The organism is Chloracidobacterium sp. (assembly GCA_016711345.1).
Classification (GTDB): Bacteria; Acidobacteriota; Blastocatellia; order Pyrinomonadales; family Pyrinomonadaceae; genus OLB17.
On sequence record JADJTD010000001.1, the window covers coordinates 2,461,940 to 2,486,741 of the forward strand.

Annotated in this window: 21 protein-coding genes; 13 read left to right on the forward strand and 8 right to left on the reverse strand. The window is 49.9% G+C overall.

Going from position 1 to position 24,802, the window contains the following annotated elements:
• Positions 1 to 31: 31 nt before the first annotated feature.
• Entirely contained in the window at positions 32 to 505 is a 474-nt protein-coding gene (locus IPL32_10165; GenBank protein MBK8466182.1) for an NUDIX hydrolase, read from the reverse strand.
• Between the two features lie 241 nt (positions 506 to 746).
• On the opposite strand from IPL32_10165, the gene IPL32_10170 reads away from it, so the two are divergent.
• On the forward strand, positions 747 to 2,633 hold the full coding sequence (locus IPL32_10170) for a VCBS repeat-containing protein (GenBank protein ID MBK8466183.1): 1,887 nt from the start codon (positions 747 to 749) through the stop codon (positions 2,631 to 2,633).
• A gap of 49 nt (positions 2,634 to 2,682) precedes the next feature.
• Complete coding sequence (locus IPL32_10175) at positions 2,683 to 3,096, forward strand: hypothetical protein (GenBank protein MBK8466184.1); 414 nt, start codon at positions 2,683 to 2,685, stop codon at positions 3,094 to 3,096.
• A gap of 1 nt (position 3,097) precedes the next feature.
• Here IPL32_10175 and IPL32_10180 read toward each other — a convergent pair whose 3' ends face one another.
• The gene (locus IPL32_10180) at positions 3,098 to 3,937 is read right to left on the reverse strand and encodes a pyrroline-5-carboxylate reductase (protein ID MBK8466185.1); all 840 of its coding nucleotides are present in this window, start codon (positions 3,935 to 3,937) and stop codon (positions 3,098 to 3,100) included.
• Positions 3,938 to 4,007: 70 nt separating this feature from the next.
• Here IPL32_10180 and IPL32_10185 point away from each other — a divergent pair, with 70 nt between their 5' ends.
• Genes IPL32_10185 through IPL32_10195 form a run of 3 tightly spaced genes read left to right on the forward strand, consistent with a single transcriptional unit; the run spans position 4,008 to position 6,753 of the window.
• Positions 4,008 to 5,213: a tyrosine--tRNA ligase gene (locus IPL32_10185; protein MBK8466186.1), complete on the forward strand. Its 1,206-nt coding sequence runs from the start codon at positions 4,008 to 4,010 to the stop codon at positions 5,211 to 5,213.
• 56 nt (positions 5,214 to 5,269) lie between these two features.
• On the forward strand, positions 5,270 to 6,133 hold the full coding sequence (locus IPL32_10190; GenBank protein ID MBK8466187.1) for a metallophosphoesterase: 864 nt from the start codon (positions 5,270 to 5,272) through the stop codon (positions 6,131 to 6,133).
• Positions 6,130 to 6,753, forward strand: coding sequence for a CDP-alcohol phosphatidyltransferase family protein (locus tag IPL32_10195; GenBank protein ID MBK8466188.1), 624 nt, complete (start codon positions 6,130 to 6,132; stop codon positions 6,751 to 6,753). The genes IPL32_10190 and IPL32_10195 overlap by 4 nt, the downstream gene beginning before the upstream one ends.
• Before the next feature lie 33 nt (positions 6,754 to 6,786).
• Here IPL32_10195 and terL read toward each other — a convergent pair whose 3' ends face one another.
• Positions 6,787 to 7,863 carry a phage terminase large subunit gene (gene terL / locus IPL32_10200; GenBank protein MBK8466189.1) on the reverse strand — a complete coding sequence of 359 codons (1,077 nt, stop codon included), beginning with the start codon at positions 7,861 to 7,863 and terminating at the stop codon, positions 6,787 to 6,789.
• Complete coding sequence (locus IPL32_10205; GenBank protein ID MBK8466190.1) at positions 7,767 to 8,423, reverse strand: hypothetical protein; 657 nt, start codon at positions 8,421 to 8,423, stop codon at positions 7,767 to 7,769. The genes terL and IPL32_10205 overlap by 97 nt, the downstream gene beginning before the upstream one ends.
• A 186-nt stretch (positions 8,424 to 8,609) precedes the next feature.
• On the opposite strand from IPL32_10205, the gene IPL32_10210 reads away from it, so the two are divergent.
• Positions 8,610 to 8,999: a GxxExxY protein gene (locus IPL32_10210; GenBank protein ID MBK8466191.1), complete on the forward strand. Its 390-nt coding sequence runs from the start codon at positions 8,610 to 8,612 to the stop codon at positions 8,997 to 8,999.
• A gap of 666 nt (positions 9,000 to 9,665) precedes the next feature.
• Here IPL32_10210 and IPL32_10215 read toward each other — a convergent pair.
• From IPL32_10215 to IPL32_10230, 4 genes are all read right to left on the reverse strand, one after another.
• Complete coding sequence (locus IPL32_10215; protein ID MBK8466192.1) at positions 9,666 to 10,418, reverse strand: TonB family protein; 753 nt, start codon at positions 10,416 to 10,418, stop codon at positions 9,666 to 9,668.
• Positions 10,419 to 10,495: 77 nt separating this feature from the next.
• Complete coding sequence (locus IPL32_10220; protein MBK8466193.1) at positions 10,496 to 10,711, reverse strand: hypothetical protein; 216 nt, start codon at positions 10,709 to 10,711, stop codon at positions 10,496 to 10,498.
• Between the two features lie 235 nt (positions 10,712 to 10,946).
• Positions 10,947 to 11,330 (reverse strand): hypothetical protein, encoded by a 384-nt coding sequence (locus IPL32_10225; GenBank protein MBK8466194.1) that lies wholly within the window; start codon positions 11,328 to 11,330, stop codon positions 10,947 to 10,949.
• 236 nt (positions 11,331 to 11,566) lie between these two features.
• Positions 11,567 to 11,773 carry a hypothetical protein gene (locus IPL32_10230; protein MBK8466195.1) on the reverse strand — a complete coding sequence of 69 codons (207 nt, stop codon included), beginning with the start codon at positions 11,771 to 11,773 and terminating at the stop codon, positions 11,567 to 11,569.
• 114 nt (positions 11,774 to 11,887) lie between these two features.
• Between IPL32_10230 and dnaK the strand changes: the two genes are divergently transcribed.
• The 7 genes from dnaK to IPL32_10265 all read left to right on the forward strand — a co-directional run bounded on the left by dnaK (position 11,888) and on the right by IPL32_10265 (position 24,789).
• Complete coding sequence (gene dnaK, locus IPL32_10235) at positions 11,888 to 13,828, forward strand: molecular chaperone DnaK (protein MBK8466196.1); 1,941 nt, start codon at positions 11,888 to 11,890, stop codon at positions 13,826 to 13,828.
• Between the two features lie 89 nt (positions 13,829 to 13,917).
• Positions 13,918 to 15,081: a molecular chaperone DnaJ gene (dnaJ, locus tag IPL32_10240; protein ID MBK8466197.1), complete on the forward strand. Its 1,164-nt coding sequence runs from the start codon at positions 13,918 to 13,920 to the stop codon at positions 15,079 to 15,081.
• 60 nt (positions 15,082 to 15,141) lie between these two features.
• The gene (locus IPL32_10245) at positions 15,142 to 15,543 is read left to right on the forward strand and encodes a helix-turn-helix transcriptional regulator (protein MBK8466198.1); all 402 of its coding nucleotides are present in this window, start codon (positions 15,142 to 15,144) and stop codon (positions 15,541 to 15,543) included.
• A gap of 162 nt (positions 15,544 to 15,705) precedes the next feature.
• Entirely contained in the window at positions 15,706 to 19,155 is a 3,450-nt protein-coding gene (locus IPL32_10250; GenBank protein ID MBK8466199.1) for a TonB-dependent receptor, read from the forward strand.
• Positions 19,156 to 19,302: 147 nt separating this feature from the next.
• Complete coding sequence (locus IPL32_10255) at positions 19,303 to 20,061, forward strand: DUF4388 domain-containing protein (protein MBK8466200.1); 759 nt, start codon at positions 19,303 to 19,305, stop codon at positions 20,059 to 20,061.
• Between the two features lie 111 nt (positions 20,062 to 20,172).
• On the forward strand, positions 20,173 to 23,973 hold the full coding sequence (gene smc, locus IPL32_10260) for a chromosome segregation protein SMC (protein ID MBK8466201.1): 3,801 nt from the start codon (positions 20,173 to 20,175) through the stop codon (positions 23,971 to 23,973).
• Between the two features lie 21 nt (positions 23,974 to 23,994).
• Positions 23,995 to 24,789 carry a hypothetical protein gene (locus tag IPL32_10265; GenBank protein ID MBK8466202.1) on the forward strand — a complete coding sequence of 265 codons (795 nt, stop codon included), beginning with the start codon at positions 23,995 to 23,997 and terminating at the stop codon, positions 24,787 to 24,789.
• Positions 24,790 to 24,802: the final 13 nt, after the last annotated feature.

The following is a 24,802-nucleotide window of genomic DNA, read 5'->3' on the forward strand; positions in this document are numbered from 1 at the left end:
GATTATACCGTTCATAAAGTGAGCTTTCCAATCAGCCGCTTTCTTTTTTTAAATCATCGGACCGCAGGGCTTTTAAGATCAAGGATTGCTGATCCTGACTCATTTCCGCAGGCATATTATCGATGTCGAACCACCCAAAATCGGTGATCTCACGGCTTTTTACATCCGGTTCACCAATGCCTCTGGCGGTAAAAATGATCTCGATATGCCGGTGCAAGGTGCGAACCTGCGCAAGATTTACGCCGGTCAATTCGATACCCGTTTCTTCGCGTAGCTCCCGCTGAAGGGCTGCTTCGGGCTGTTCACCGGTATCCATAAAACCGCCGGGCAAGCCCCAGCCGGAAACCGGGCGCAAAACGTGGTCAAGCAGCAAAACCTCACCTTTATCATTGATAATTATGCCAGCGGCCGAGACTGTAAAGGTGGCTTGAAAACGACGCGTCAGCCATCGCCGCATACCCTTTGGCATCTTTTTCCATATTATCCCGGCAACATTGAACAGCATTATAAAGAAGGCCCGTAAATAAAGGTTGAAAATGCTCGCAAACTATGGAAAAATAACAACGTTGAACATTTATTAACACTATGGGCTATACCGACCGTATAAAAGGCCCAACATTATCTTAATAATACTAGTTTTTCCGTTAAGGGTTTTAATAATGGGTAGCAGTTTTATCCTCCGCAATATATTTTCAGTTTTACTTCTATTTTTTTTCACCGTCGCGGCGTTCTCGCAGGATCGACGGATGAGTACTGATATAGCGAATTCGCTGCGAAGCTTTGATGTTGTGCGCCTCAATGCGTCCAGCGAAACGCGGTCGCTGTCATTGACAGCCGCAGGCCGTTCGGTGAATCTAAATGTGGCGCCGCATGATCTGCGAAGCACTTTTTACAAAGCACAGAACAAAGATGCTAACGGTGAGACTCTTCTTGAGCGAACGCCATCCACCACATTTAAAGGACAGGTTGCAGGAGACGCGGATTCGGATGTCAGGCTCGCGATTGACGGCTCACACATCGAAGGCTACTACAGAACGCACGGCGAGAGATATTTCATCGAGTCGGCCAGCAAGTATTCGCGATTTGCTCGAGCAAATGAATATGTCGTTTACCGCGCGGAAGATGCGATCGCGCGTTCGGCATTTCAGTGCGGAGCGACGCTTGAAGAAAAGATCGAGGATGGCAAGTCGCTTATCGATCGCGGAACGGTCGAGAATTCTCTAATTGCAAAACGTATCGAGATAGCGACCGAGGCCGATCTCGAATATGTGACCGCTCTTGGCGGGCCGACACAGGCGAACAATGAGATACTCAGCATTCTTAACATGGCCGAGGGCGTTTATAGCGAAGAACTGGACCTTGCGATCACTGTAATCTTCCAGCACACCTGGTCGACCCCCGATCCTTTTGCGGGAGTAAATTCACAGGCGACGGTGCAGAATTTTCAAAGCTATTGGAATACAAATTTTCCGGTCACAACAAATCGGCGAGATGCTGCGCATCTGTTTTCCGGAAAAGCGAACGTTCTTTCACAAGGATGGGCGTATGTAGGCGTGATCTGCCGAAATCCCACTTTTGCATACGGCGTCAGCGGACGTGTCGATTGGGCACCGGGAAAATTTCTGGTCACTGCCCATGAGATCGGCCACAATCTCGGAGCAAATCATGCAGACGCCGCACAAAGCTGTACAAATTCACTCATGAATCCGCAGCTCACGACATCTACGCCGCTTTCATTTTGTGCATATTCGCGGAATGAGGTCTTTACGTTTACCGGAAACAATAATGCGTGTCTTTCGCCGGTCGCGGGATGCAGATTCGATTTTGACGGAGATGCGAAGGCGGACATCGCTGTCTTTCGTCCCGCCGGAGGCATCTGGTATCTCCATCAAAGCAGCGCCGGTTTTAAAGGAGCTCAATTCGGCCAGAACGGTGACAAAGCAGTGGCTGCCGATTACGACGGCGACGGGCGATCGGACCTTGCTGTGTTTCGTGACGGGACTTGGTTTCGACTCGACAGCTCGACGAACACATTTCAAGCCACGGTATTTGGGTTAGAAAATGATGTAACCGTGCCCGCAGATTATGATGGTGACGGCAAAGACGACATTGCGGTCTTTCGGCCTTCAACAGGTTACTGGTATCAGATGCAAAGCCGCACCGGTGCTTTTGCGGCCGTAACTTTCGGAATGAACGGCGATGTGCCGATGCCCGCTGATTATGACGGCGACGGCAAAGCCGATATCAACGTTTTTCGTCCCTCAAACGGCACTTGGTACCGTATCAATAGTCTGACAAATTCGTTCTTCGGAATTCAGTTCGGCTCTCCGGCAGACAAAGCCGTTATGGGAGATTTCGACGGCGATAAAAAAGCCGACATCGCAGTTTGGCGTCCATTAAACGGAGCGTGGTACATCCTTCGTTCTAACGGCGCGATCTATGCCGAACTTTTTGGCCTATCAACAGATATTCCAACATCGGCAGATTATGATGGCGACGGCAAAACAGATATTTCGGTCTATCGCCCGTCGAACGGAACTTGGTATCGAATGAACAGTGCTAACAATTCTTTCTCTGCGGTGCAGTTTGGTATTGGCTCTGATGATCCTATTCAGTCTTATTATGTAAGGTAAGATTAGGTTTTAGGTCGGATCATTCGATAACTGATAAAATCAATCCACGATGATCGGGGTGGTTAATCTTTACGAGACTAATATCGGCGATATTTTTTCGTGGGATCAGGTCAGCTCGATCCACAAAATTCGCAATGGCATCTATCAACTAAACGGTCGCCTCATCTCACTGCTCACCGATTTTGGCCGTATAAATCCTTGTTATCCTGATGTTCACGGCGACACGCAAGATTCCATCCTCTACACCGGAAACGGACGTCGCGGTGATCAAAAACTCGACGCACAAAACAGAGCTTTGCTTAACGCCATTCCTCTTGAGATAAGCGTGCCGCTTTTCAACAAACTAAAGCCAGGCCGTTGGGAATTTCTCGGTCACTGGAGCGTGACCGACGGCAAGTATATTTACGACCAGTCGCAGCAACGAATGGTATGGAAATTTACGCTGGAAAAGTCCATAAACTAGATCATTTTTTGCCAAGTTCAACTGCCCGCTTATACGCCGCATAAACGGCCTTAGAAAGCACTGTCCTCAGCGATCCTTTTTCCATTTGGTAGATGGCTTCGGCGGATGTTCCGCCGGGTGAGGTGACCATGTTGCGGAGTTCGGCGGGGTGTTTGTGCGATTCCATGGCGAATTTTACCGAGCCGAGCATCGTTTCCTGGACGAGTTCTTTTGCCATATCGCGCGAAAATCCGAGGTGCACTCCGGCGTCGGTCAACGCTTCCATGACCATAAAGATATAAGTCGGCCCGGTCGCCGAAAGCGATGTGGCCATGTCGATCATATTTTCGGTCTCGACAAAAAGCTCCTTTCCGAGTGCGGCCAAGATCTCACGAACGTGGCCGCGTTCCGCTTCGACGACAGCTTCGGTGCATGTCCAAGCAGTGATGCCGGCGCCGATCTGCGAAGGCGTATTCGGCATTGCACGGACGATCTTAGCCGTGCCGAGTTCGTCGGCAAGATGCTCGATGGTTGCACCCGCAATAATCGAAAGGACAAGTTGATCGAGGTGCAGAACACCGTTGAGATCCACCAACACACGCCCGAGTCGCTGCGGCTTTATACAAAGGACGACAGCCGAATTTTCTTGTCCGACAACAGTCTTTGCGGCGTCCGCATTGTGCTCGAAAACCTTGATTCCGTATTTTTCCGCTAATTCCTTCCGTCGCGATTCACGCGGATGGCTCGCGACGACATTTTTCGGATCGACAAGGTTCTTTCGCAGCAGCCCGGCGGCCATCGATTCGCCCATCACACCGCAGCCGATAAACGCCAAATGCAAATTTTTCAGATCGTTAGCCATATATCACTCGTTTGTTAAAAGATACCCGTTAAGGCAAAATATCGTAATAGAAAAGTCGATTTAACCACTTATGACCATTGCCGAACAACTCGAATTCCTGAAAAAGGGCACGGTTGACCTTATTCGCGAAGAAGATCTGCTGAAGAAACTCGAACGTTCCGCCAAGACCGGCAAGCTCCTGCGCGTCAAGCTCGGCCTCGACCCGACCGCTCCAGACATTCATCTTGGGCATACGGTCGTCATTCGTAAATTAAAGGCGTTTCAGGACCTCGGCCACACGGTAATTTTTCTGATCGGTGATTTTACGGGCATGATCGGCGACCCTTCTGGCAAGAACGTTACACGGCCGCCGCTTTCGCGTGAAGAGATCGACGCCAACGCCGAAACGTATAAGACACAGATGTTCAAACTGCTCGATCCTGAGAAGACCGAGCTGCGTTTCAACGGCGAATGGATGGACAAATTCACCGCCGCCGATTTTGTTAGGTTGTGTGCTAAAACGACGGTCAAACAAATTCTCGAACGCGATGATTTCACCAAGCGAATGGCCGACGAAAAGCCGATCTCGCTCCACGAACTGCTCTATCCGTTGGTGCAGGGCTACGATTCCGTCGCACTTGAAGCCGATGTTGAGCTTGGCGGTACGGACCAAAAATTCAATCTGCTGATGGGCCGCAATCTTCAACGTGAGTTCGACCAGGAGCCGCAAGTCATCATCACAACGCCGCTTCTTGAGGGTCTCGACGGCGTCAACAAAATGTCGAAATCGCTCCACAACTACATCGGGATCACCGAGCCGGCGAGCGAGATGTTTGGCAAGATAATGTCGATCTCGGACGAGCTGATGTGGAAATATTACGAGCTTTTGACAGACTTAACCAGATCTCAAATTTCAGATCTGAGATCTCAGATCGAAGCAGGAGAAAATCCGCGCAATATAAAAGTCAGTCTCGCGAAACTCATCATCAAAGATTTCCACTCTTCATCGGACGCTGATGCCGCCGAAGATGATTTCACGCGGCGCTTTGTTCAGAAAGAAATTCCCGATGAGATCGAGGAAAAGAAGATCACCGCCGGCACCTACAAACTCGCCGAATTGCTTGCCGAAACCGGTCTCGCCGCTTCAAAAGGCGAAGCCCGCCGCCTTATCGAACAAGGGGGCGTAAAGGTCAACGGTGAAAAGGCCTCGGCTGCGAATGCGGACATCGCGATCGACGCCGACGGCGTCTTATTTCAAGTTGGAAAACGAAAATTCCTCAAGGTGTTGGCGAATTAGCCGCTGAGAAGGTTTTTGTTATCCATCAGTAACATCGCTATACTTGAGCATCACACATGAGCGAAACTGCCGCCAAGCGCGTAAAATTATCCCAACGCATCAACGCCTACGTCGGCTCCGAAGCGCCTATTCGCCAATTGGCAGGCAACTGGTCAAAGACCGCAAAGGTCGCGCTCGACGAGGCGAACAGCCTGTCGCTCGAACGCGTCGATATCTATCTCGAACGCTTGCCTAAAAAGCTCGACGGCTTTAAGATCATCCATCTTTCCGACACGCATCACAGCCCGTTTACGAGCCTCGAACACATAAAACGCACCGTAAAGATCGCTAATCGCCTAAAGCCCGATATGTTTCTGCTGACCGGCGATTACGTCTCGCACGACCGCGAATATATCCCGCCGGTCGCCGCTGAGCTTGGCAAATTGAAGGCGAAACACGGCATTTATGCTTGCCTCGGTAACCACGATCACTGGACCGACGCCGATCTCGTTACTCATATGTTTCGCGGTGAAGGAATTAACGTTTTGATAAATGAAGGCCTGCGGTTCGAGACTCGCGGAGCGTCGTTTTGGCTCGCCGGAGTGGATGATTATATGGTCGGCAAAACGGATGTTCCGGCGTCGCTTCGCGGTTCGTTTCCAGACGAAATGAAACTGCTCCTCGCCCACAACCCGATCATCTTTCGCGAAGCCGCGCGAGCCGGTATCGATCTCACGCTCAGCGGCCACACGCACGGCGGCCAGATAAAAGTTCGCAATCCCGAAAAGCGCATCCTGCCTCAGCGAAAGCTAAAGGCCGGCCTGCATGCAAAGCGCAATTCGCAGATCTATATCACGCGTGGAATAGGCACAGTCGTCGTGCCAATGCGTTACCAGTGTCCTCCCGAAATCTCGCTTTTGGAGCTGCACTGCGCCGAATGAGCGAATCACAAGTTTCAACTAAGGTCCTTACTCTTCCAAACATCCTGACTTTTCTGCGCATGGTGTTGATACCGGTCTTTGCCATTTTACTTGTTTATCATCGAGAAGGCTGGGCTCTGGTTGTGTTCACGGTCGCCGGTGTTTCCGACGGAATTGACGGATTTATTGCCCGAAGGTTCAAACAGGAATCCGAGCTGGGCACGATCATCGATCCTATCGCCGACAAGCTATTGATGACGACGGCTTTCATAATGCTCACGATACCCGGTATGCTCGGCGACGGCCGTCATCTGCCTGTTCCTTTTTGGGTGACGGCAACCGTCATCGGCCGCGACATCGGGATCATCGCGGTCGCCGGAGCGATAAATGTAATGACCGGCTTTCGAGGCTTTCAACCGTCGTGGCTCGGCAAAGCAAGCACCTTCGTCCAGGTTGTCGGCGTTATCCTAATATTAGTAGCCGCCGTCTGGCCCTCTCTTCAAGGCTTTTACCTCCCAACCGTTTACACGACCGTCGCCGCCTTCGCCGTGTTCTCCGGAATCCACTACATCTTCCACGTCGCCAAACTAATGCGCGAATCAGATGCGGAAGCCAGACATGCAGAAGCCCGCACGAAGTAAGGGCGTTCTTTTAATTCCGCATTTCACTATTTACTAAAACCCCATCGACAGGTAACGCTTTTTAAATTCCCCTAGCATCTGCACCGCGACTGAAACTGCGTCGATCTGATCGTCGTGCCTGCCCGTCGGAAACCGCACGATCTCATCGATAAACGCATCTATCCACGGCCCGCGCACGAGAAAAAGTTTTCCTTCCTCGGCGAGATTCAACCACGTCAAGGCGCGTGTTAATTTATCGCCAGCAACGCTCACCTCGCGAAAAGCAAACTGCCGCACATTCCAGTCCGTGCGAAGCTCCTGCACTACAGCCTTACCGTGCATGGCCGACTCGATGCCGTGTTCGGTGTCGAGCTCCTCATTCATTCGCGCGACAATATATCGCCGCTGTTCCGGATAATCGATCCGCGAGCGAAAGCCGTCAGCGATGTACAGATTGCCGTTGTTGTCGTACGCACAGCGAAAGCTCGCCGTGTAATCAGCCGAAGTTTTTGTCGAGATCGCCAGATCATAACCGCGTTTCCAACTCAATCCATTCGGCGCCGCATCGACAATATTCTTGAACCACTCACGCTTAAACTGAGAGCCCTCAGCCGGAGCAGGCCGCTGCTGATAAAGCGCCGAAAAAGAATACGTCCCTAATTTTTTCTGATACTTCAAAAGCGTCTTCACCGGAAACAACTGCGGACAGAGAGCTTCGCCGGGCTTACGACGTAAAGCGTCAAGGGATGAGGGAGGAAGGCTGAGGGATGAATCCGGAGTTTGCTTTTCATCCTTCATCCCTCCGCCCTCATCCTTTTCTTCCGGCTCCGCAAGAGCTGGAAGAGAAACCACTTCCCACTGCTCGCCGCCGTCGTTCATCTCTTTCAATAATCTGCCGGCGAGGTCGTCTTCGTGCCAGCGCGTTTGGATCAGGATGATCGCGGCGTTTGGTTCCATACGCGTGTAGATGTCGTCATTGAACCAATCCCAAACGCGATCGCGATCAGTCGCCGACTCGGCCTTAGCACGATTCTTTATCGGATCGTCGATGACAATAAGCCCCGCACCAAACCCCGCAATACCGCCGCTACACCGACCGCACGCACAACACCGCCGCCCGGCGTTTCCCACTCGCTTGTAGTGTTAAGCAATCCGCCCTTTGGGTTTTGTCCGCTTGCCGAGCGGAAAGGCTCTGCCTTTCCGTCCGTCTCCGATAATTGATCTGGGGCTATGCCCTCATCGGAGGAGCAGCCTCCTGAACTTTCGTGGGCATCTTCGGAAAGGCTGAGCATTTCCGCACTGCGATCCGGCTGAGCCGCCGTTTGCACTATCCGCTTTACCCACCTGGAAAATCTATCTGCGAGCTTTTGATTGTAACTTCCAAGAATTACATTCAACCGCTGGTCCTGCAACAGCCGCCAAGCCGTATATCGCACCGTGATCAACTCCGTCTTGCCATGCCGTGGCGGCATAAAGACCATCAGCCGCTTACATTTCCCCGAAGTAACCGCTGCAAGCTTCTTATAAATGTAACGCTGATAATCCCAGTTCCACGTCAGCTCCGGCGAAGCCTCACCAAGCCAAAGCTCAAATTTCCCCCGCCTCTCGCGTGTCTTTTTAGTTATAGGTTCGTTTGTTGAAGAAAATTCCGTTGTATCTGTGTTCGCATCGTGTGATATTTTTTGTGTCATGTGATTTATTTGTGTTTAGTGTTTTTAAAATAAAGAAATAGCATGAGAGAGTGTATGTGTCAAGTGTGCAACGAGATTAAGAGTCAGGTCAAGAGATTGAACGCGGATAAAACTGATTTGGCGGATCCACACGAATTGACTGGTTCATACAAATTGTTTTAAATTATTGACCGCTCGGCAAACTCAATGGATAAGTTAAAACACTCCGATATAACCGGGGCGATCATTAGATCTTTCTATACTGTTTACAATTCGCTTGGTTATGGTTTTTTGGAAAAGGTGTACGAGAACGCACTTTTGATAGAGTTGCGCGAAGTTGGCTTAATAGTCGAACAGCAGAAACCGATCAATGTTTTTTATAAAGACCAACTAGTAGGTGAATATTTTGCCGATTTGATCGTTTCAAACACGGTGATCGTCGAACTAAAAACGGCCGTTACGATCTCTCGCTCTCACGAAGCCCAACTTCTAAACTATCTTCGAGCAACGGATATCGAAGTCGGTCTTCTCTTAAATTTTGGCCCAACCGCCGAATACAAACGAAAGATCTTCGACAACGAACCAACCAGCATTTAATAGAACACCGATTCAACGGATACGACGGATATACACAGATTTGAATCTCGTTTTCAGATCCGTCCTGATCAGTTCTATCCGTTCCATCCGCGTTCCATGTCTTTTGTTATAGAACACAGATTCAACGGATACGACGGATATACACAGATTTGAATCTCGTTTTCAGATCCGTCTTGATCCGTTCTATCCGTTTGATCCGCGTTCTATGTCTTTTGTTATAGAACACAGATTCAACGGATACGACGGATATACACAGATTTGAATCTCGTTTTCAGATCCGTCCTGATCCGTTCTATCCGTTCCATCCGCGTTCTATGTCTTTTGTTATAGAACACAGATTCAACGGATACGACGGATATACACAGATTTGAATCTCGTTTTCAGATCCGTCCTGATCAGTTCTATCCGTTCCATCCGCGTTCTATGTCTTTTGCGACGCCGTCATGCAAAGCCTCTACGCCAATAACCCCGGCAAACGAGCCGCCAGGAACTCCGCCTCCCACGTAGAACGCGCCCCCCAAAAAGCCAAACCACCAACGCTAACACCAGAAGAAGATGATGAATAATCACCAACAAGAAAGGACGGCTCCCCGCCGTCCTTTCTCTTCAATTAATGGCAGGCCTGATCCGGTTCCTTGGTGAGGCGCACATGTAAATAATAAGGTTTCAAAAAATAAAAAAATAATTTGCAAACGCCGTGATCTTAACCGGCTTCCCGAAGATGATTGTTGGCTTATACTGAGCTTGTTTTAAAGACGCCATTGCACTTCTTACCAAAAGAGGATGTCCGCATATAGCTTTTGCGTCTATTACTTTTCCTTTTTCGTCGATAATTATCTTGAGAACGACAGGGCCTTGAGCTCGATCTAATTTTGCTTCTGCCGGATAAGCCGGTTTAGGCCAGCTGATTTGTTTGTCCGCCATGAAATTTGTCGAGTCCTCACTGTTCCAAAATTTATTTTCCGCATCATCAAAATCAAATTTATTATCAAGTTTGTACAGGCGCTTTTGAATTTCCTTTGACTTTGTTACATTTTTTATCCCGGTCAGTAAACATACATAACGATCAAGAGAATTGATCAAAGTTGAGTCGTTTTTACCTGGCAGCTTTTCCAGAACACTTATATATCTGTCATAGGTGGCTTCCGTTTCTTTGTTCATTTTTTTCGCCAGTTGCACTTCGGCAAGATTGCGTAATGCAGCAGCTACCAATTCATTGTCGGAACCTAAAGCTTTTTCGCGCAATGCTAAAGCACGTTCGGCGAGCGGAAGCGCTTCGTCGTATTTGCCGGACTTATATAATTTTACAACTTTCGCGCTCAACTGTTCGGCCTCCACCAACTCTGGAGACTGAGCAGACGTTTGTGCCCTCAAATTAAAGGCTGTGAGGAAAATGATTAATAATAGACAACACTTCATACTCTTCTCTCTCCAAAAGTTTATTCAAGGGATTTGCTACGGAAAAAGTAACACTAACCGTTTGGCTTGGCAAGAGGCTAATACTTGCGGTTCTGGTTGCGGTCGTGTTGTTCGAGTGTGTATTGAATATCTTCCCTCTCCTTGTCGGTGAGGTCGCAGAATTTGAGAAGAAAGCTGCCAAGCTGTTGAACGGTGCGGCCAAGAGCGACGTAATGATCTTCGCCTTGAGCATCGGCAAGCTCCCGCGTCTTCGCCAGTGTGCGTTCGACGCTTGTTCTGAAATGCTTTGTCACCCGAAGGGCAAATAGCCACGCTCGTTTACGGCGTGGTTAAGATTGCAAGAATTGATCCAAAGGGCGTTTTAACGTCCTTATCAAATCCGGGCTTTAGCTGTCTTGTTCGGTGAGTTTTGTGAGGGTAGCTGGAAAGGACGTTAAAACGCCCTTTGAGAACTGTATTGATTTCAATCCCACGCCCTGAAGGACGTGGCTATTTGCCCTGACGGGAAAGCGGCCGGAAAGTCCAATTTCACCGGCGGCCGATGTTGATCGTGTTTTTTAGCCAGAGGAACATTGTTCCTTCGGTGTTGAACTCGATGTCGTTAAATAGTACAGTGCTCTCGAAGCGGATCTTGTGATGCCTGCAAAAGGGCTGGATGTTGATGCGGCGCGTGCTGCCTTGGCTGTGGAGTTTTACCGCAAAGGCGTTCCGATGCCGCACGTCAGTCGGTTTGAGCGCGATCACGAGCTCGTTCTCGTCGTGAAACAGCTTCACCGCAGCAGGGCTGCCAAATGTTTCGAAAGCCAGTTTGTTCAGGTACAGCACGCCACGCTTATCTAATGTCACACGCGGTTCTTCAAGTCTCACTCGGTTCGGGGTGCCTTTGAATTCTTCCAGTCTCAAATTTTTCATTTAATACAAATAGCACAAGTGCGGATATGTGTCAAGCGTGCAACAAATGATATCTTTGCGTCTTTGCGACTTGGCGGGAGACAAACCGTTTTCCCGCAAAGCCGCAAAGACCGCAAAGTGTCTCGACGAGAGGATATGTTGACAAATCTGGCGAGAGCAGAGCTTCACGACGCAAAAACGAAATGATGTAGTGGATGGTCGCGGTCAAAACTGACGAAAGCCTATCGTAAAATTGGTCAAAAAAGAGATTTTTCCCGATGGCTTTTTGGGTGTCTCCGATGGCTTTTTGGGGGTCGTCCGATGGCTTTTTGGCGTTCTTCGATGGCATCCATACTGTAGATCGGCTTTCCTTTGCGTTCTTTGCGTCTTGGCGGGAAAACTTCTCCCGCAAAGCCGCAAAGCACGCAAAGAGGGAAGAAAAATCCTGAAAGATTACGATCCATTCGCCTATAATTTAAACTTGACAACAACACACTCAAGTATTATCATTTTCATACGCTCACATCATTGGATTTATATTTGAGCATTCGCAATCATAGTTTTTGGAGATTAAATATATGGGCAAAATTATTGGGATCGATCTGGGAACGACTAATTCGGTCGTGGCCGTTATGGAAGGCGGCGAGCCCGTCGTTATTACAAATTCTGAGGGCGGACGCACTACTCCGTCGGTCGTAGCGTTCGGAAAAGACGGCAATCGTCTTGTCGGCCAGGTCGCCAAGCGTCAGGCTGTTACCAACCCGGAAAACACGCTTTATTCGATCAAACGGTTTATGGGCCGCAAGTTTGACGAGGTCTCTGACGAGATCAAACAGGTGCCCTATAAGGTCGAAAAGACCTCGAATGGCGACGTCCGCATCAATGCGGACGGCAAGCAGTACAGCCCGCCTGAGATCGCGGCAATGGTGCTGCAGAAATTAAAGCAGTCGGCCGAAGATTATCTTGGCTCGACCGTCGAACAGGCTGTAATTACTGTGCCTGCGTACTTTAACGACGCACAGCGTCAGGCTACGAAGGACGCCGGTAAAGTTGCCGGACTCGAGGTCCTGCGTATCGTCAACGAGCCGACGGCGGCCGCTTTGGCGTATGGTCTGGACAAGAAAAAGGACGAAATTATCGCGGTTTTTGACTTTGGCGGCGGTACGTTCGATATCTCGGTCCTCGAGGTCGGCGAAGGCGTGGTCGAGGTAAAATCGACCAACGGCGACACGCACCTCGGTGGAGATGACGTTGACGAGGTCCTGGTCGCGTGGATCATTGACGAGTTCAAAAAAGACCAGGGAATCGACCTTCACAACGATAAAATGGCCCTTCAAAGGCTTAAAGAAGCCGGTGAAAAGGCCAAGGTCGAGCTTTCAAACGCTTTAGAAACCGAGATCAACCTGCCGTTCATCACGGCGGATGCTTCGGGGCCGAAACACCTCGTGATGAAGCTCACGCGTTCGAAATTTGAACAGCTCGTCGAGCCGATACTCAAACGCTTGATGCCGCCTGTCGAACAGGCCATCAAAGACGCCGGTTTGACGCCGAAAGAGATCGAAGAGATCGTGCTGGTCGGCGGTTCGACGCGTATTCCAAAGGTCCAGGAAATGGTCAAAGCATACTTCGGCAAGGAACCAAACAAATCGGTCAACCCGGACGAAGTCGTAGCCCTCGGAGCAGCGGTCCAGGCCGGTGTTTTGGGCGGCGAGAAGACGGACATTCTTTTATTGGATGTCACGCCTCTGTCGCTTGGAATCGAGACTTTGGGTGGTGTTTCGACGCCGATGATCCAGAAGAACACGACAATCCCGACGCGAAAGAGCGAGATCTTCTCGACAGCTTCGGACAATCAAACTTCCGTCGAGGTCCACGTCATTCAGGGCGAACGACCGCTTGCCGCGGACAACAAGACGCTGGGCAAATTCCACCTCGTCGGCATTCCGCCTGCACCACGCGGCGTCCCGCAGGTCGAAGTGACCTTCGACATAGACGCTAACGGCATCGTCAACGTCTCCGCAAAAGACGTCGGCACAGGCCGTGAGCAGAAGATAACCATCACTTCGTCGTCGGGTCTTTCGAAAGAAGAGATAGACAAAATGATGAAGGACGCCGAATCACACGCCGGCGAAGACGAAAAGCGTAAAGCCGAGATCGAGGCCCGCAACCGTTTGGACGGCCTTGTTTACAGCGTCGAAAAGACTTTCGCTGAGAACAAAGACAAGCTCGACGCGGCAGCCGCCAGTGAACTCGAAGCAGCGATCGCCGATTCCAAGACCGCTCTCGGCGGCCAGGATGTTGACGCGATGAACAACGCTTTCGAACGCTTGCAGACTTCGTCGCACAAGCTGGCCGAGGCCCTTTACAGCCAGACACCTCCACCAGAGGGCGTCGCTGAAGAGCAGGCTTCTTCGGCATCGGCAAGCGGCGATGGCGGTTCGGCTTCGTCATCTGACGACGGCGATGTCATCGACGCTGAATACGTCGATGTTGACGAATCTGACAGCGAAAAGAAGTAAGCTCGATAAAAATGGTGAAAGGCCAGAGACGAGCGGTAGATGAATTTGCCTCTCGTCTCTTGTCACTTTAAACTTGTCTCTGATCGAACATGGCGAAAAAGGATTACTACCAAATACTCGGCGTAAAAAAGGACGCGAAAGCAGACGAGATCAAAAAAGCTCACCGCCGTCTCGCGCGTAAGCATCATCCAGATGTTAATCCGGGCGATAAAGCCTCAGAAGACAAATTCAAGGATGTCCAGGAAGCGTACGATATTCTCTCGGACGAGAAGAAACGCAAAGTTTTTGACCGGTTTGGATATTACGCAGACAACCTTGACGCTGATTCGCCATTTTCGACAGGTGCTGCGAGCGCCAGTCAGGGTGGATTTGATTTTTCAGGGTTTGATTTTTCCGGCACGCCCGGCACCCAAGGTGGTGGATCCAGCTTTCGCGACATTTTCTCCGACCTTTTTAGCGGCAGCAGCAGCGGTGCGAGGGCACAGCCGGAACCGCCGCGACCCATGCCAAGAAAAGGGCGCGATATAGAAATTCCATTGGCCCTGAATTTTGAAGAGGCATTTTCGGGACTGACGACCAACATAACGGTCAATCGTTCCGAGCAATGTTCCCGCTGTCAGGGTGCAGGTGACACCGGCGGGCCGGTTGTTCAATGTCCGACCTGTAAGGGTTCAGGACAGGTGATGCGAACAGGCGGGCGTTTACAGTTTTCGCAGAATTGTTCTGACTGTGAAGGCACGGGACGGCGCCGTCAGCCGTGCTCACTTTGCAACGGTAAGGGGGTCACGCCAAAGTCGGAACAAGTCAAGATTCGCATTCCGCCGGGCGTTGACACGGGTTCGCGTGTTCGTATTCCGAAGAAGGGCCACGGTGGACGGCTTGGTGCTGAGCCGGGTGACCTTTTCATTCTAACTAATGTCGGCAAACATAAGTTCCTTGAACGAAAAGGCGATAATATTTATATCACGGTGCCGATAACGGTGTCCGAAGCCGCACTCGGAACAAAGATCGAGGTTCCGACGGCTGAAGGCAAAGCTCAGCTAAAGATTCCGTCGGGCACGGAATCCGGACAGAAATTTCGCTTGCGCGAACGTGGTTTTCCCAGCTTAAGAAATCCTAAGCTTCGCGGAGACCAATTTGTTGAGGTAAAGATCACTCTGCCGCGTGTTATTTCTGAGGAAACAAAGGATGTTCTGAGACAGTTTGAAAAACTGAATCCTGAAAATCCGCGGAAATTGATTGGGCTCGAGTAAATCTTGATTAGAGGCTGTTTCATTTGAAACGTTTCATTTGAGGTGAAACGAACGCTCAAAATGAAGAAAAAGATCAGAACATATACGATCAGTGCGGTGGCCGAGCTTTATGACATCCACCCGCAGACCCTTCGACTTTACGAACGTGAAGGACTGTTGACGCCGTCGCGTTCGATCGGAAATACGCGTCTTTACGAAGATTCCGACCTTGAACGCCTCGAAATCATCCTATCTTTAACACGCGAACTCGGCGTAAATCTTGCCGGTGTTGAGATCATTCTCAATATGCGTGCAAAGATGGACCAGATGCAGCGTGAGTTTGAACAGTTTTTTGAATATCTAAAAACTCACGCAAGCGAATTCGCTCGACACAATGAGGCATTTTCATCGAGTGAAGCACTCATTCCCGTATCGAGAATCCGCATGGCCCGCGTCCGTTCGGACATTTTTTCCGAAGACTAAAGCTAATTTCAATATTTCTTGGCTTCCTTAACAGTCTCGTAACTTAATCGAGCTAACATTGGTACTTCGATTGGATTTTGCTTTCAGGCCGCTTTTGCGATAGCATTGCAGAACGCAAAATCGTCATTTTGTAATACTTACATTTTTTGTCAGGAGAAACCGATGTTTGGAAGAATTTTGTCACGCGCGCTCGCGCTCAGTGTTTTTGTTTTTGCTTGCAGCCTTTTTCTAGTAGGCCAAGATCTGGACGACGTCACGATCAATGGAAAAGTGACCGATTCTAATGGCCTCGCTGTTGTAGGAGCGAGCGTAACCGTAACTGCCGTGGAAACGGGTGAGTCGCGAACGTTAGTTACAGACGATGACGGGCAATACCGCTTCCTTAAACTTAAGCCCGGTACATATAAAGTAAAAGCGGCTGCGAGTGGATTTGGAATTTTAGAAACTCCGGGAATTCCTACAATTTCCGCGCAAAATGTTCAGAAAGATTTCAAGCTGACGCCAGCCGATGTAAGGGCCGAGCAAACTGTTACCGTAACCGAAGATGACGGCCCGCCAGTAGATACCACCCGCACCATCGTCGGCGGCACCGTTACTGAACGCGAAATAGAGGAGATTCCAAACAATACGCGAAATGCGTTGGATCTGGTCCTTACACTTGGCGGAACTTCTGAAGAGCAATTGTCAACAAATGATCTGGCTGAGGATCGAGGTCAAAATCCTTCTAATGCCCCACTGGAACAAGGCAACTTTTCCATCTCTGGCGGAACGGCATATTCCAACAACTTGACGATCGATGGTTTTGATAACAACGATGACCGGTCTTCCCGCGATCGGTTTCAACCTTCTCTAGAAGGCATCTCTGAAGTTCAGGTGATCTCGAACCAATTCTCGTCCGAATACGGACGAGCGTCAGGCGGGCGTATCAACATTCGCACAAGGTCAGGCGGCAAGAATTTCCGCGGGCGGGTATTTATGTTTTTCCGCGACGAAAGCCTTAACGCTAACACTTGGTTCAACAATCAGCGCGGGATCCGACGTCCTGCCTTACAGGAACTTAATCCAGGGTTCACCCTTAGCGGACCCGTGATCTTGCCGGGCTTCGGTGACGGGGCCGACTACCCGTGGTTCGATGGCCGCAAGCATAAGACTTTCTTTGCCATTGCATATGAAAATTTAAAACTGGCGGATACAACCCTGATCGATGCGTACCTTCCGATCGACGCAAATCCAAACTATCCACTGCCGAATCCAACCGGGACGACCCTGTATTGTGATGCTCCGGGTTCTCCTGCTCCGCCATGTGCTGCTGGAGTGGCAGCGATTGCGGCCTATAACAAATTATACGACACCCCTAATAAGGGAAATATTTTTACGGCCAGGATAGATACTGAACTATTTAAGAATAACAATTTTACTTTTGGTTTCCAGTATGGGCGAAAGAATAACCAACGGACAAGCGGCAATACCGTTACAAGGCTCGAAAATGCGTTTCAGGCTAAAAACATTAACACCGATGCCTACAACTTCACGGACAATCACGTTTTTGGCGCCCGGGCTGTTAATCAGGTTCGCGTTCAATGGTCACGCTATGAGCCAAGCTTTCAAGCCCCAAATCCGTTCGACCCTGTTGTCATCGTTGGCATTCGAGACCCTATTGCAGGCGCGGTTAGGAGCCTGGTAATGGGTAATTCTACGGCCAGTTCCGGCAGCAACTTTCCTGATACGCGTAATGAAACAAGGTGGCAATTCCAGGAATCTCTTACCTACCTGACGGGAAGTCACACGCTTAAAATGGGTTTTGACATCCAGAACGTTGACTCCAAGGTCATTGGCCTCGGCGATGCTACAGGAACCTTCAATTTCCAAAATTCGTTTACATTTACACAAAACATGCTCAGCCGTTTCCGGCAGAATTTCGGAACAGGTCAGGATGTAAAAAACAGGTATTACGGTGTGTTCCTTAACGACGAATTTAAGCCATGGTCAAATGTGACCATCAGTGCTGGCCTGCGTTATGAAAGAGAAACGGCTGTTTCCGACAAGAATAATTTCGGCCCAAGGCTGGGAATCGCATGGGACCCGTTCAAAAAAGGAAAGGGCGTTATACGTTTCGGAACCGGAATTTTTTACAATCGGGTCCTGCTGCGTACCGTCGGTGATTCTATTCAAAACAGTGGCGGCAATCTGGTCAATTTTGATTCAAATGCGATCGGCACTGCGGCCACCGACTCGCGAAGAGTGGCTATTCTCGCCGCGCTCTCAGCTCGGTTTCCGAGCAGCTATCCATCTGTCAACGCCTTAAGGGCCCTGGTGACAGAGACGTGTGCGACTGTGGTAACTACTTTTTCGTGCAATTCTAATACCGGGTTTACCACCGGAAATGTCTCCAGCGCCGGAAATCCACTGCGGTCGGTTGAAGCCGATCTGAAGATTCCCGAAAGCTACCAATTCAATGTTGGTTTTGAACGTGAGCTCTTTAAGGGCTGGGTATTCGAGGCTAATTATACTTGGAACAAGACTGTTCATTTGTGGCGTGATTATAATTCGAATGCCGCCCTTCTTCCTGCTGGATATACCGATTGGAATGATTATCTTACGCGTACAGGATCACCCGGAAATGTCTACATTCTTTCGCCAACTCGTAGGTATACTTTTTTCAATGGCCTGACAAATGATCCCAGCGGCCTCCACGACGGTTCTCAGACCGGGGGGGCGTGCACCGTAAACACCGCGAATTGCTTTGTAAACTTGAACACGACAAACTCCAGTTCAACGGCACCAGCTATCGCGGTCACGGGTACGAATTTCAACGCGACTGGAGCTCCGATCGGAATTGCAACGGCCGCGATCGCACCTTTCCGACCCGATCAAACTGTGTCTGAAACCTCTCAGATCGGTTCGCGAGGCAACGCATTTTATCAGGGGTTGATCCTAGAACTTCGCAGCCGCTACCGCAAACTCGGCCACGGTTTTGGGGCGTCGTTCCGTTTTGCATACACATTGTCGAAAACAATGGACGACGGGCTAAATAATACCGCCAATGCGGAAGTGAACGGCGATTTCAGCCGTGAATGGGCAAGAAGTTTGCAGGATAGACGTCATCGTTTTTCATTAACGGGAACATTTGAGGGCCCATGGTGGTTGGGCAAGTTAAGATTATCGCCGCGATTTCGTTATGGCACATCGGGTCGCTTCAATCTGGGTGACGGCGGCTCAGACAGAAATCTTGACGACCTCGGTACTGACCGTGTAAATTTCAGCGGCAATTTGGATGATATTGTTTTTCGTGAGCCAGGAACGCCTCTGCCGGCCGATTTATTTACGAAGTTCTCGCTCCAACCGATCGGAGCGCGAAGTGGTAATTTGCCTAGAAATGCTGGAACTGCCCCGAGTTTTTACACTTTCGATCTAAGCGTCACACGCGAATGGCGGTTCCTCGAACGGTTCAAACTCAGGCCGGTTGTTCAGTTTGACAATATCCTGAATGCTGCCGTTTTCAATTACGGCGCTGCGTTTATCGATTTGACTGCGGGCTCGGCAAGTTTCCTCGTGCCAACCCGTACGATTCGCCCGAGGCAAATACGCCTCGGTATGAGATTCGATTTCTAAGCCAGATAAGTAAGGTAAATTTGAGGGAACCGTTTTTTATCGAAAACGGTTCCCTTTTTCATGTGATAATGAGGAGAGAATTTGGGTGACTTATACCTGTTAGATGTGATAAATTAAAGTGTTGAACATTTTTGTTCACCTTTACCTATGGACCAGGTTTTAGAAATAGGAACGGTGCCGGTTAGCGAGATTACGATCGAATCGGTTCTGCTCGATGCTGATCTTTTTGTAAAGTACAGCTCGCCGGAAAAGGCCTTTGGGCTGCTTCGCAATTCGCTTGAGCGCTCGCCCAGGTCGATACCGCTTCGCGAGAAAATGCGTGACATTAGCGTCAGGCAAAAGAATCTTAACGAAGCCGCCAAGCAGTGCCTTGCTCTCGTAAGCCTGTATATTGCTCGTGAAGACTTTGACCTTGCTTATGACAGGCTTCAGGAAGCAAAGCTTCTCGATCCTCGCATCTCCGTCGCTCCCGGCCTGGAAGCAATTCGTCGTGCTCGACGCCCTGATTTTGCGACAAATCGTGACCGTCCGCAAAAGGTCCGCACTGACGTCACATTTGCGGGAAATCTCGCGTTTGTGAGTATTTTCGATGCTGTTCAGGTTATTGAGGGCGCCAAGATGACCGGCTTGCTGATCATCAAATCTGACCTTCATTTGGCTAATGTGGCGTTTAACGAGGGAAAGATAGTTGATGCGGAATGTAATGAAAAGAACGGCATAGCGGCTTTTCGAGACATCGTAGAGATCAATCATGGTACGTTTGAATTCTCTACAGTAGATCATGAGTTTCCTGTCGTTATAGCGGTTATAAGCAACACGAATTTTCTGCTCGACGTTCTAACCGACCTCGACAACGAACGAGCAGAGAAACAGGGGCTTAGAAATATCAGTGATGAAGCCGTTTAGATTGACACATTTTTCTTGTAAAAGTAAGCCCCAAATTCCATTCTAAAAGGTTGACTTCAAACCCCAAATACAACAAAATATAGTGCTTTCCCAATTTTCGAGCACTATAGAATGTTTAAGCTCCAGCGTTTAGAAATTACCGGTTTTAAATCTTTTGCCGACTATACCGAGATCGTTTTCACGGGTAGCGGCATAACTGCGGTCGTCGGGCCAAACGGTTGCGGCAAGTCGAATGTGTCCGATGCCATCGCATGGGTACTCGGCGAACAACGTGCCAAATCTCTGCGCGGCGGCGACATGAAGGACGTTGTCTTTCAGGGAACCAAAAACCGCAAACCGGGCGGCATGGCTGAGGTTGTTTTGCACCTTGTACGCGATGACTCCGTTTTTGACATAGACGAAAACGAACTAGAGGACATCGACGAGGCTCTTACAGATATTGACGAGAATTTTGTCGAAATAGACGAGATCGACGCTATCGAGGCCGAGCCAGTCGAAGTCGTTGCGGAAATAGCCGTCGAACAAAACGGATTTCATAACGAAGACGTTGAGGTCGAGACAGTAAAGGTCGCGGCGGTTGGCTCAACCCAAACTCTTGAGACAAAGGTAAAGACGAAACGCCATTGGCGGCCTCGTGCATTCGCATTGGATTTTGCACCGGGCGAAGCGGTTTCGGTCACACGCCGCCTGTATCTTTCCGGCGAGAGCGAATACCAACTCAACGGTAAAACTTGTCGTCTTCGGGACATTAACGATCTATTTGCAGGCACAGGTTTATCAGGCTCGCATTATGCGATCATCGAACAGGGCCGCATCGGCCAGATCCTTTCCGCAAAGCCTGCTGATCGCCGCAACCTTATCGAAGAAGCTGCCGGTATTTCGAAGTTTCGTTCCCGTCAGCGTGCCGCAGAATCACGTCTCGAGTCTGCAAAGGGCAATCTCAGCCGTATTTCCGATATTGTTTCCGAGATCGAGAAACAGGTAAATTCGCTCCGCCGTCAGGCTGCCAAAACACGCCGCTTTAAGATCTTGCAGGAAGAGTTTCGCACGCTGCTCCGGCATCTTTATGCGGCTGAGGGCAAATATCTCACCAATCTTTCTGAAGATCTAAAACTTCAGCTTGGCAAAGCGGTTGAGGTCGAAGCCGATCTTCAGGTGCAGCTTAAGTCTAAGGAAGAAGCTGCCCGTGAAGCCACTCAAAAGGCTCGTAATGCTGAGGAAAGCCTCGCTGAGCTTCGAAAAATACACTCCAACAATGCTCTTGAACGTGACCGTGCCGAACGCGAGCATATTTATAAATCCGATCAGATCGTAAATCTCAACAATCGCTGCGAAACCCTGCGAACCGAGATAGCTGCGAGCGACGAGCGGCTTAATTTGCTCAAGTCCGAACTTGAACGCCTGCAAAAAGAAGAGCAGAACGAAACTGCCGAGCATGCTAAGGCCGAATCTGCCCTTCGCGAATCCGAAGAACATCACCGCGGCGAAGCCGATGCTCTGGCGGTCATTGAAACGTCGATAGAGACACTTCGTGCGGCCTTGATGCAGCATACCGGAGCGGTCGAGCGTTTTGACGAGATCGGACGACAGCTTGAGAACAATCTTGAGCGGCTAACAATGCGTGCGGACGGCCTTGAGAAGGAAGGTGTGCGTACGGACGAGACTTTTTCGGCAAATCAAAAGCAGGCCGACGAACTCGCGGAAACATTGAGCGTAGAAGAGAAAAAGCTTGTCGGGCTCAATGGTGAAAAGGACGTATTGCTCGCGGCTACCGCTGATTCTCGAAACACTTTGCATAAAGCCGAAGCCGAACTGCAAGTCTTACAGGAAGAACATTCTGCCAAACGTCACCGGCTGTCAACGCTGCTTGAACTGGAAGAAAAACGTGCTGTTTACACTCCGCAAACGCAAAAGCTCTTTGCCGAGGAAAAGAACATCGGTGTGCATCTGGCTGGTGTTTTGGCTGACAGGTTAAATGTTACAAGGGAAGCGGAAACTGCGGTCGAGACTCTTTTTGGCGATTTTCTGGAAGCCGTCATTGTCGAATCGCTGAGCGATGCCAAAATTTTATCGACTTGGCTCAAGGCGAATGACATCGGTCGAACGGCGATGATAATCTTGCCGCACACCGCAACTCGTGAGAACGATGCAGTTCTTGGAATGGGTGATACGGTCGCCGATCATCTTGGCGTGTCGGGTGAATTGGCGGACGCTTTGCGGCAAGTGTTTCCCCGCGAAATGTCGGCTCGAATTGTCAAAGATCTGGATCAACAGGATGCCTCCGACGGCAATATTCTTATAAATTACGACGGCGATCTGCTGCTTGGCGGACGGATGTTTGTTGCCGGTAATCGAAACTCAACAGGCACCAATGAATCGCTTCTTGCTTTCAAACGCGAACTGAACCAGCTTGAAAAAGATTGCACACGTTTTTCATCTGCGATCGAAACCGCAACGTCCGCAGCCGATTCTGCACGCAAGGCGTTGGTTGAAAACGAGAGCAAAACCGTCGATCTGCAATCGCTCATAATCAAGGTTGATCGCGGTATTCATGGCCTGCAAATCCAGCTTCATGCGGCCCGCGAAGAAATACAAAGAACCGAACGTCACCGCAAGGTCGTTGCCGACGAGGCCGGGCAGATCCGGTCGGAGATCGTCGAACTAAAAGACCAACTTGCTGACGCTCTCAGCAATAAACAGGCTGCCGAAACCGCTCGTGTTGAGTCAGCAGCCTCGCTCGAAAATATCGGAGCAAGCTTGAACGAAGCACGTTCGAAGACCGAGGCTGCAAATGCAGTTTTAAACGAAAAACGCATGATCGCTGCCACGTCCGAAGAACGTCGGCGTTCCGCTGTTTCTGCCTTGCGGCGAGTGGAGAACGAGATCAAGGAACTCCAATCGCGGCTTGCTTTGCAGCATCTCGAAATGACCGATGCCGAGTCCAAAATCAAAGACCTCCACACGTCGATAACCGAGATCACTGACCGTATCGCTTCTGCCGGTGATGAGATCGCCAATGAGAACGTCGAGATCACGTCAGGCATCAACGCTCTGGCCGCTGCCCGCGAGATGTCGGACACGTTGAGCAACGAACTCGCAGATCTCAACCGGCGTTCAGCCGAAGCTATCAATGAGCGTGCCGATATAGAGGTGCGACAAGCTGAGGCTGTTACGCAATTGAAGAACACGGCGGAAAACTGCCAGCAAGAATTGAACATATCGCTTGCCGAGATGGTTGACTCGGTCGAATTGCCAGAAGATTTTATCCTCGAAAATGCACGTCGTGAGGCTGACGATCTGCGGCAAAGGCTCGATAATTTTGGAGCGATCAATATGCTCGCCCTCGAAGAACTTGGCGAGGCTGAGGAACGCAACCTTTTCCTCACTTCACAGCGAACGGACATCATCGACAGCATCGCTGCGACCGAAGCAGCATTGCGTGAGATTAAACAGCGTTCGCGTGAAAAATTCAAGACCGCGTTCGAGACTATAAATACTCACTTCATACAGTTTTTCCAAGAGCTGTTCGGCGGCGGCAGCGGCGAGATGACATTGCTCGAATCTGACGACATTCTCGAAGCCGGTATCGAGGTCGTCGCCCAGCCGCCCGGCAAACGTCTGCAAAATATCCTTCTCCTCTCCGGCGGTGAAAAGGCGATGACGGCTATCGCACTTATTCTTGCGATCTTTAAATATCGTCCGTCGCCGTTTTGTTTGCTGGACGAAGTTGATGCACCGCTTGATGATGCAAACGTCGGACGATTTGCCGGAAAGATCGCCGAAATGTCTGAAAAGACACAATTCATCGTCATCACCCACAACAAACGCACAATGGAAGCCGCTCGTGCCCTTTACGGCGTGACGATGCAGGAAGCAGGCGTGTCGAAGATAGTTTCCGTCAAGTTTGAATAAACATTTGGTAAACTAAGACGAATGAGACAGGCCGTAAACGTAATAGTTTTCCTGATGTTATTTTGTTTGTTAGCGATCGGGCTGAACGCTCAATCTAAAAAAACAAAAAGGCCGTCTAAGCCAAAATCAACGACTGCTGCACCGCAATCTACTCCGGCAACACCGACAGAAACACCCACCAAACGCAACGAACGCCCTAACAGCGGAGATGCAACCAACGTCTCGACTGTCTCTTACACACCCGTATATTTTTACGAATTCACCCGTCCGGGTTTTGCGTATGAGCGGATATTGATCGAGCATGACGAAGCGGGCAAGGGAAAAATTTCTTTCAGCAAAAGCGGTTCTGACGAAACGATCTCCGACCCGATTCAATTGACCGCAGTGACCATGTCGAACCTGACATCGGCTTTCACATCGCTCAATTTTCTCGCGTCAAACGAAAATTACCAGACCGAGCGAGACCATTCGAACATGGGAAACGTTTCGATCACGGTGAAAAAAGACGGAAAGCAGAGAACCGCCAAATACAACTGGACGGAAAACAAACAGGCGAAATCTCTGATGGACGAATACCGCCGAATTGCTAACGAGTACACATGGAAGTTTGAGATCGCCGTTGCATGTGAGAATCAACCTCTGCAAACCCCGAGCCTGATGACAACACTTGAAAGCTATATCAAACGAAACGAAATATCCGACCCGCCGCATCTTGTCGCTATGCTGACCGACCTCTCAACCAACGAACGCCTCCCGCTCCTCGCCCGCGACCACGCCATTAAGATCGTCAAACAGATCGAAAAAATAAAAAAGTAACTGTGGGTACGGA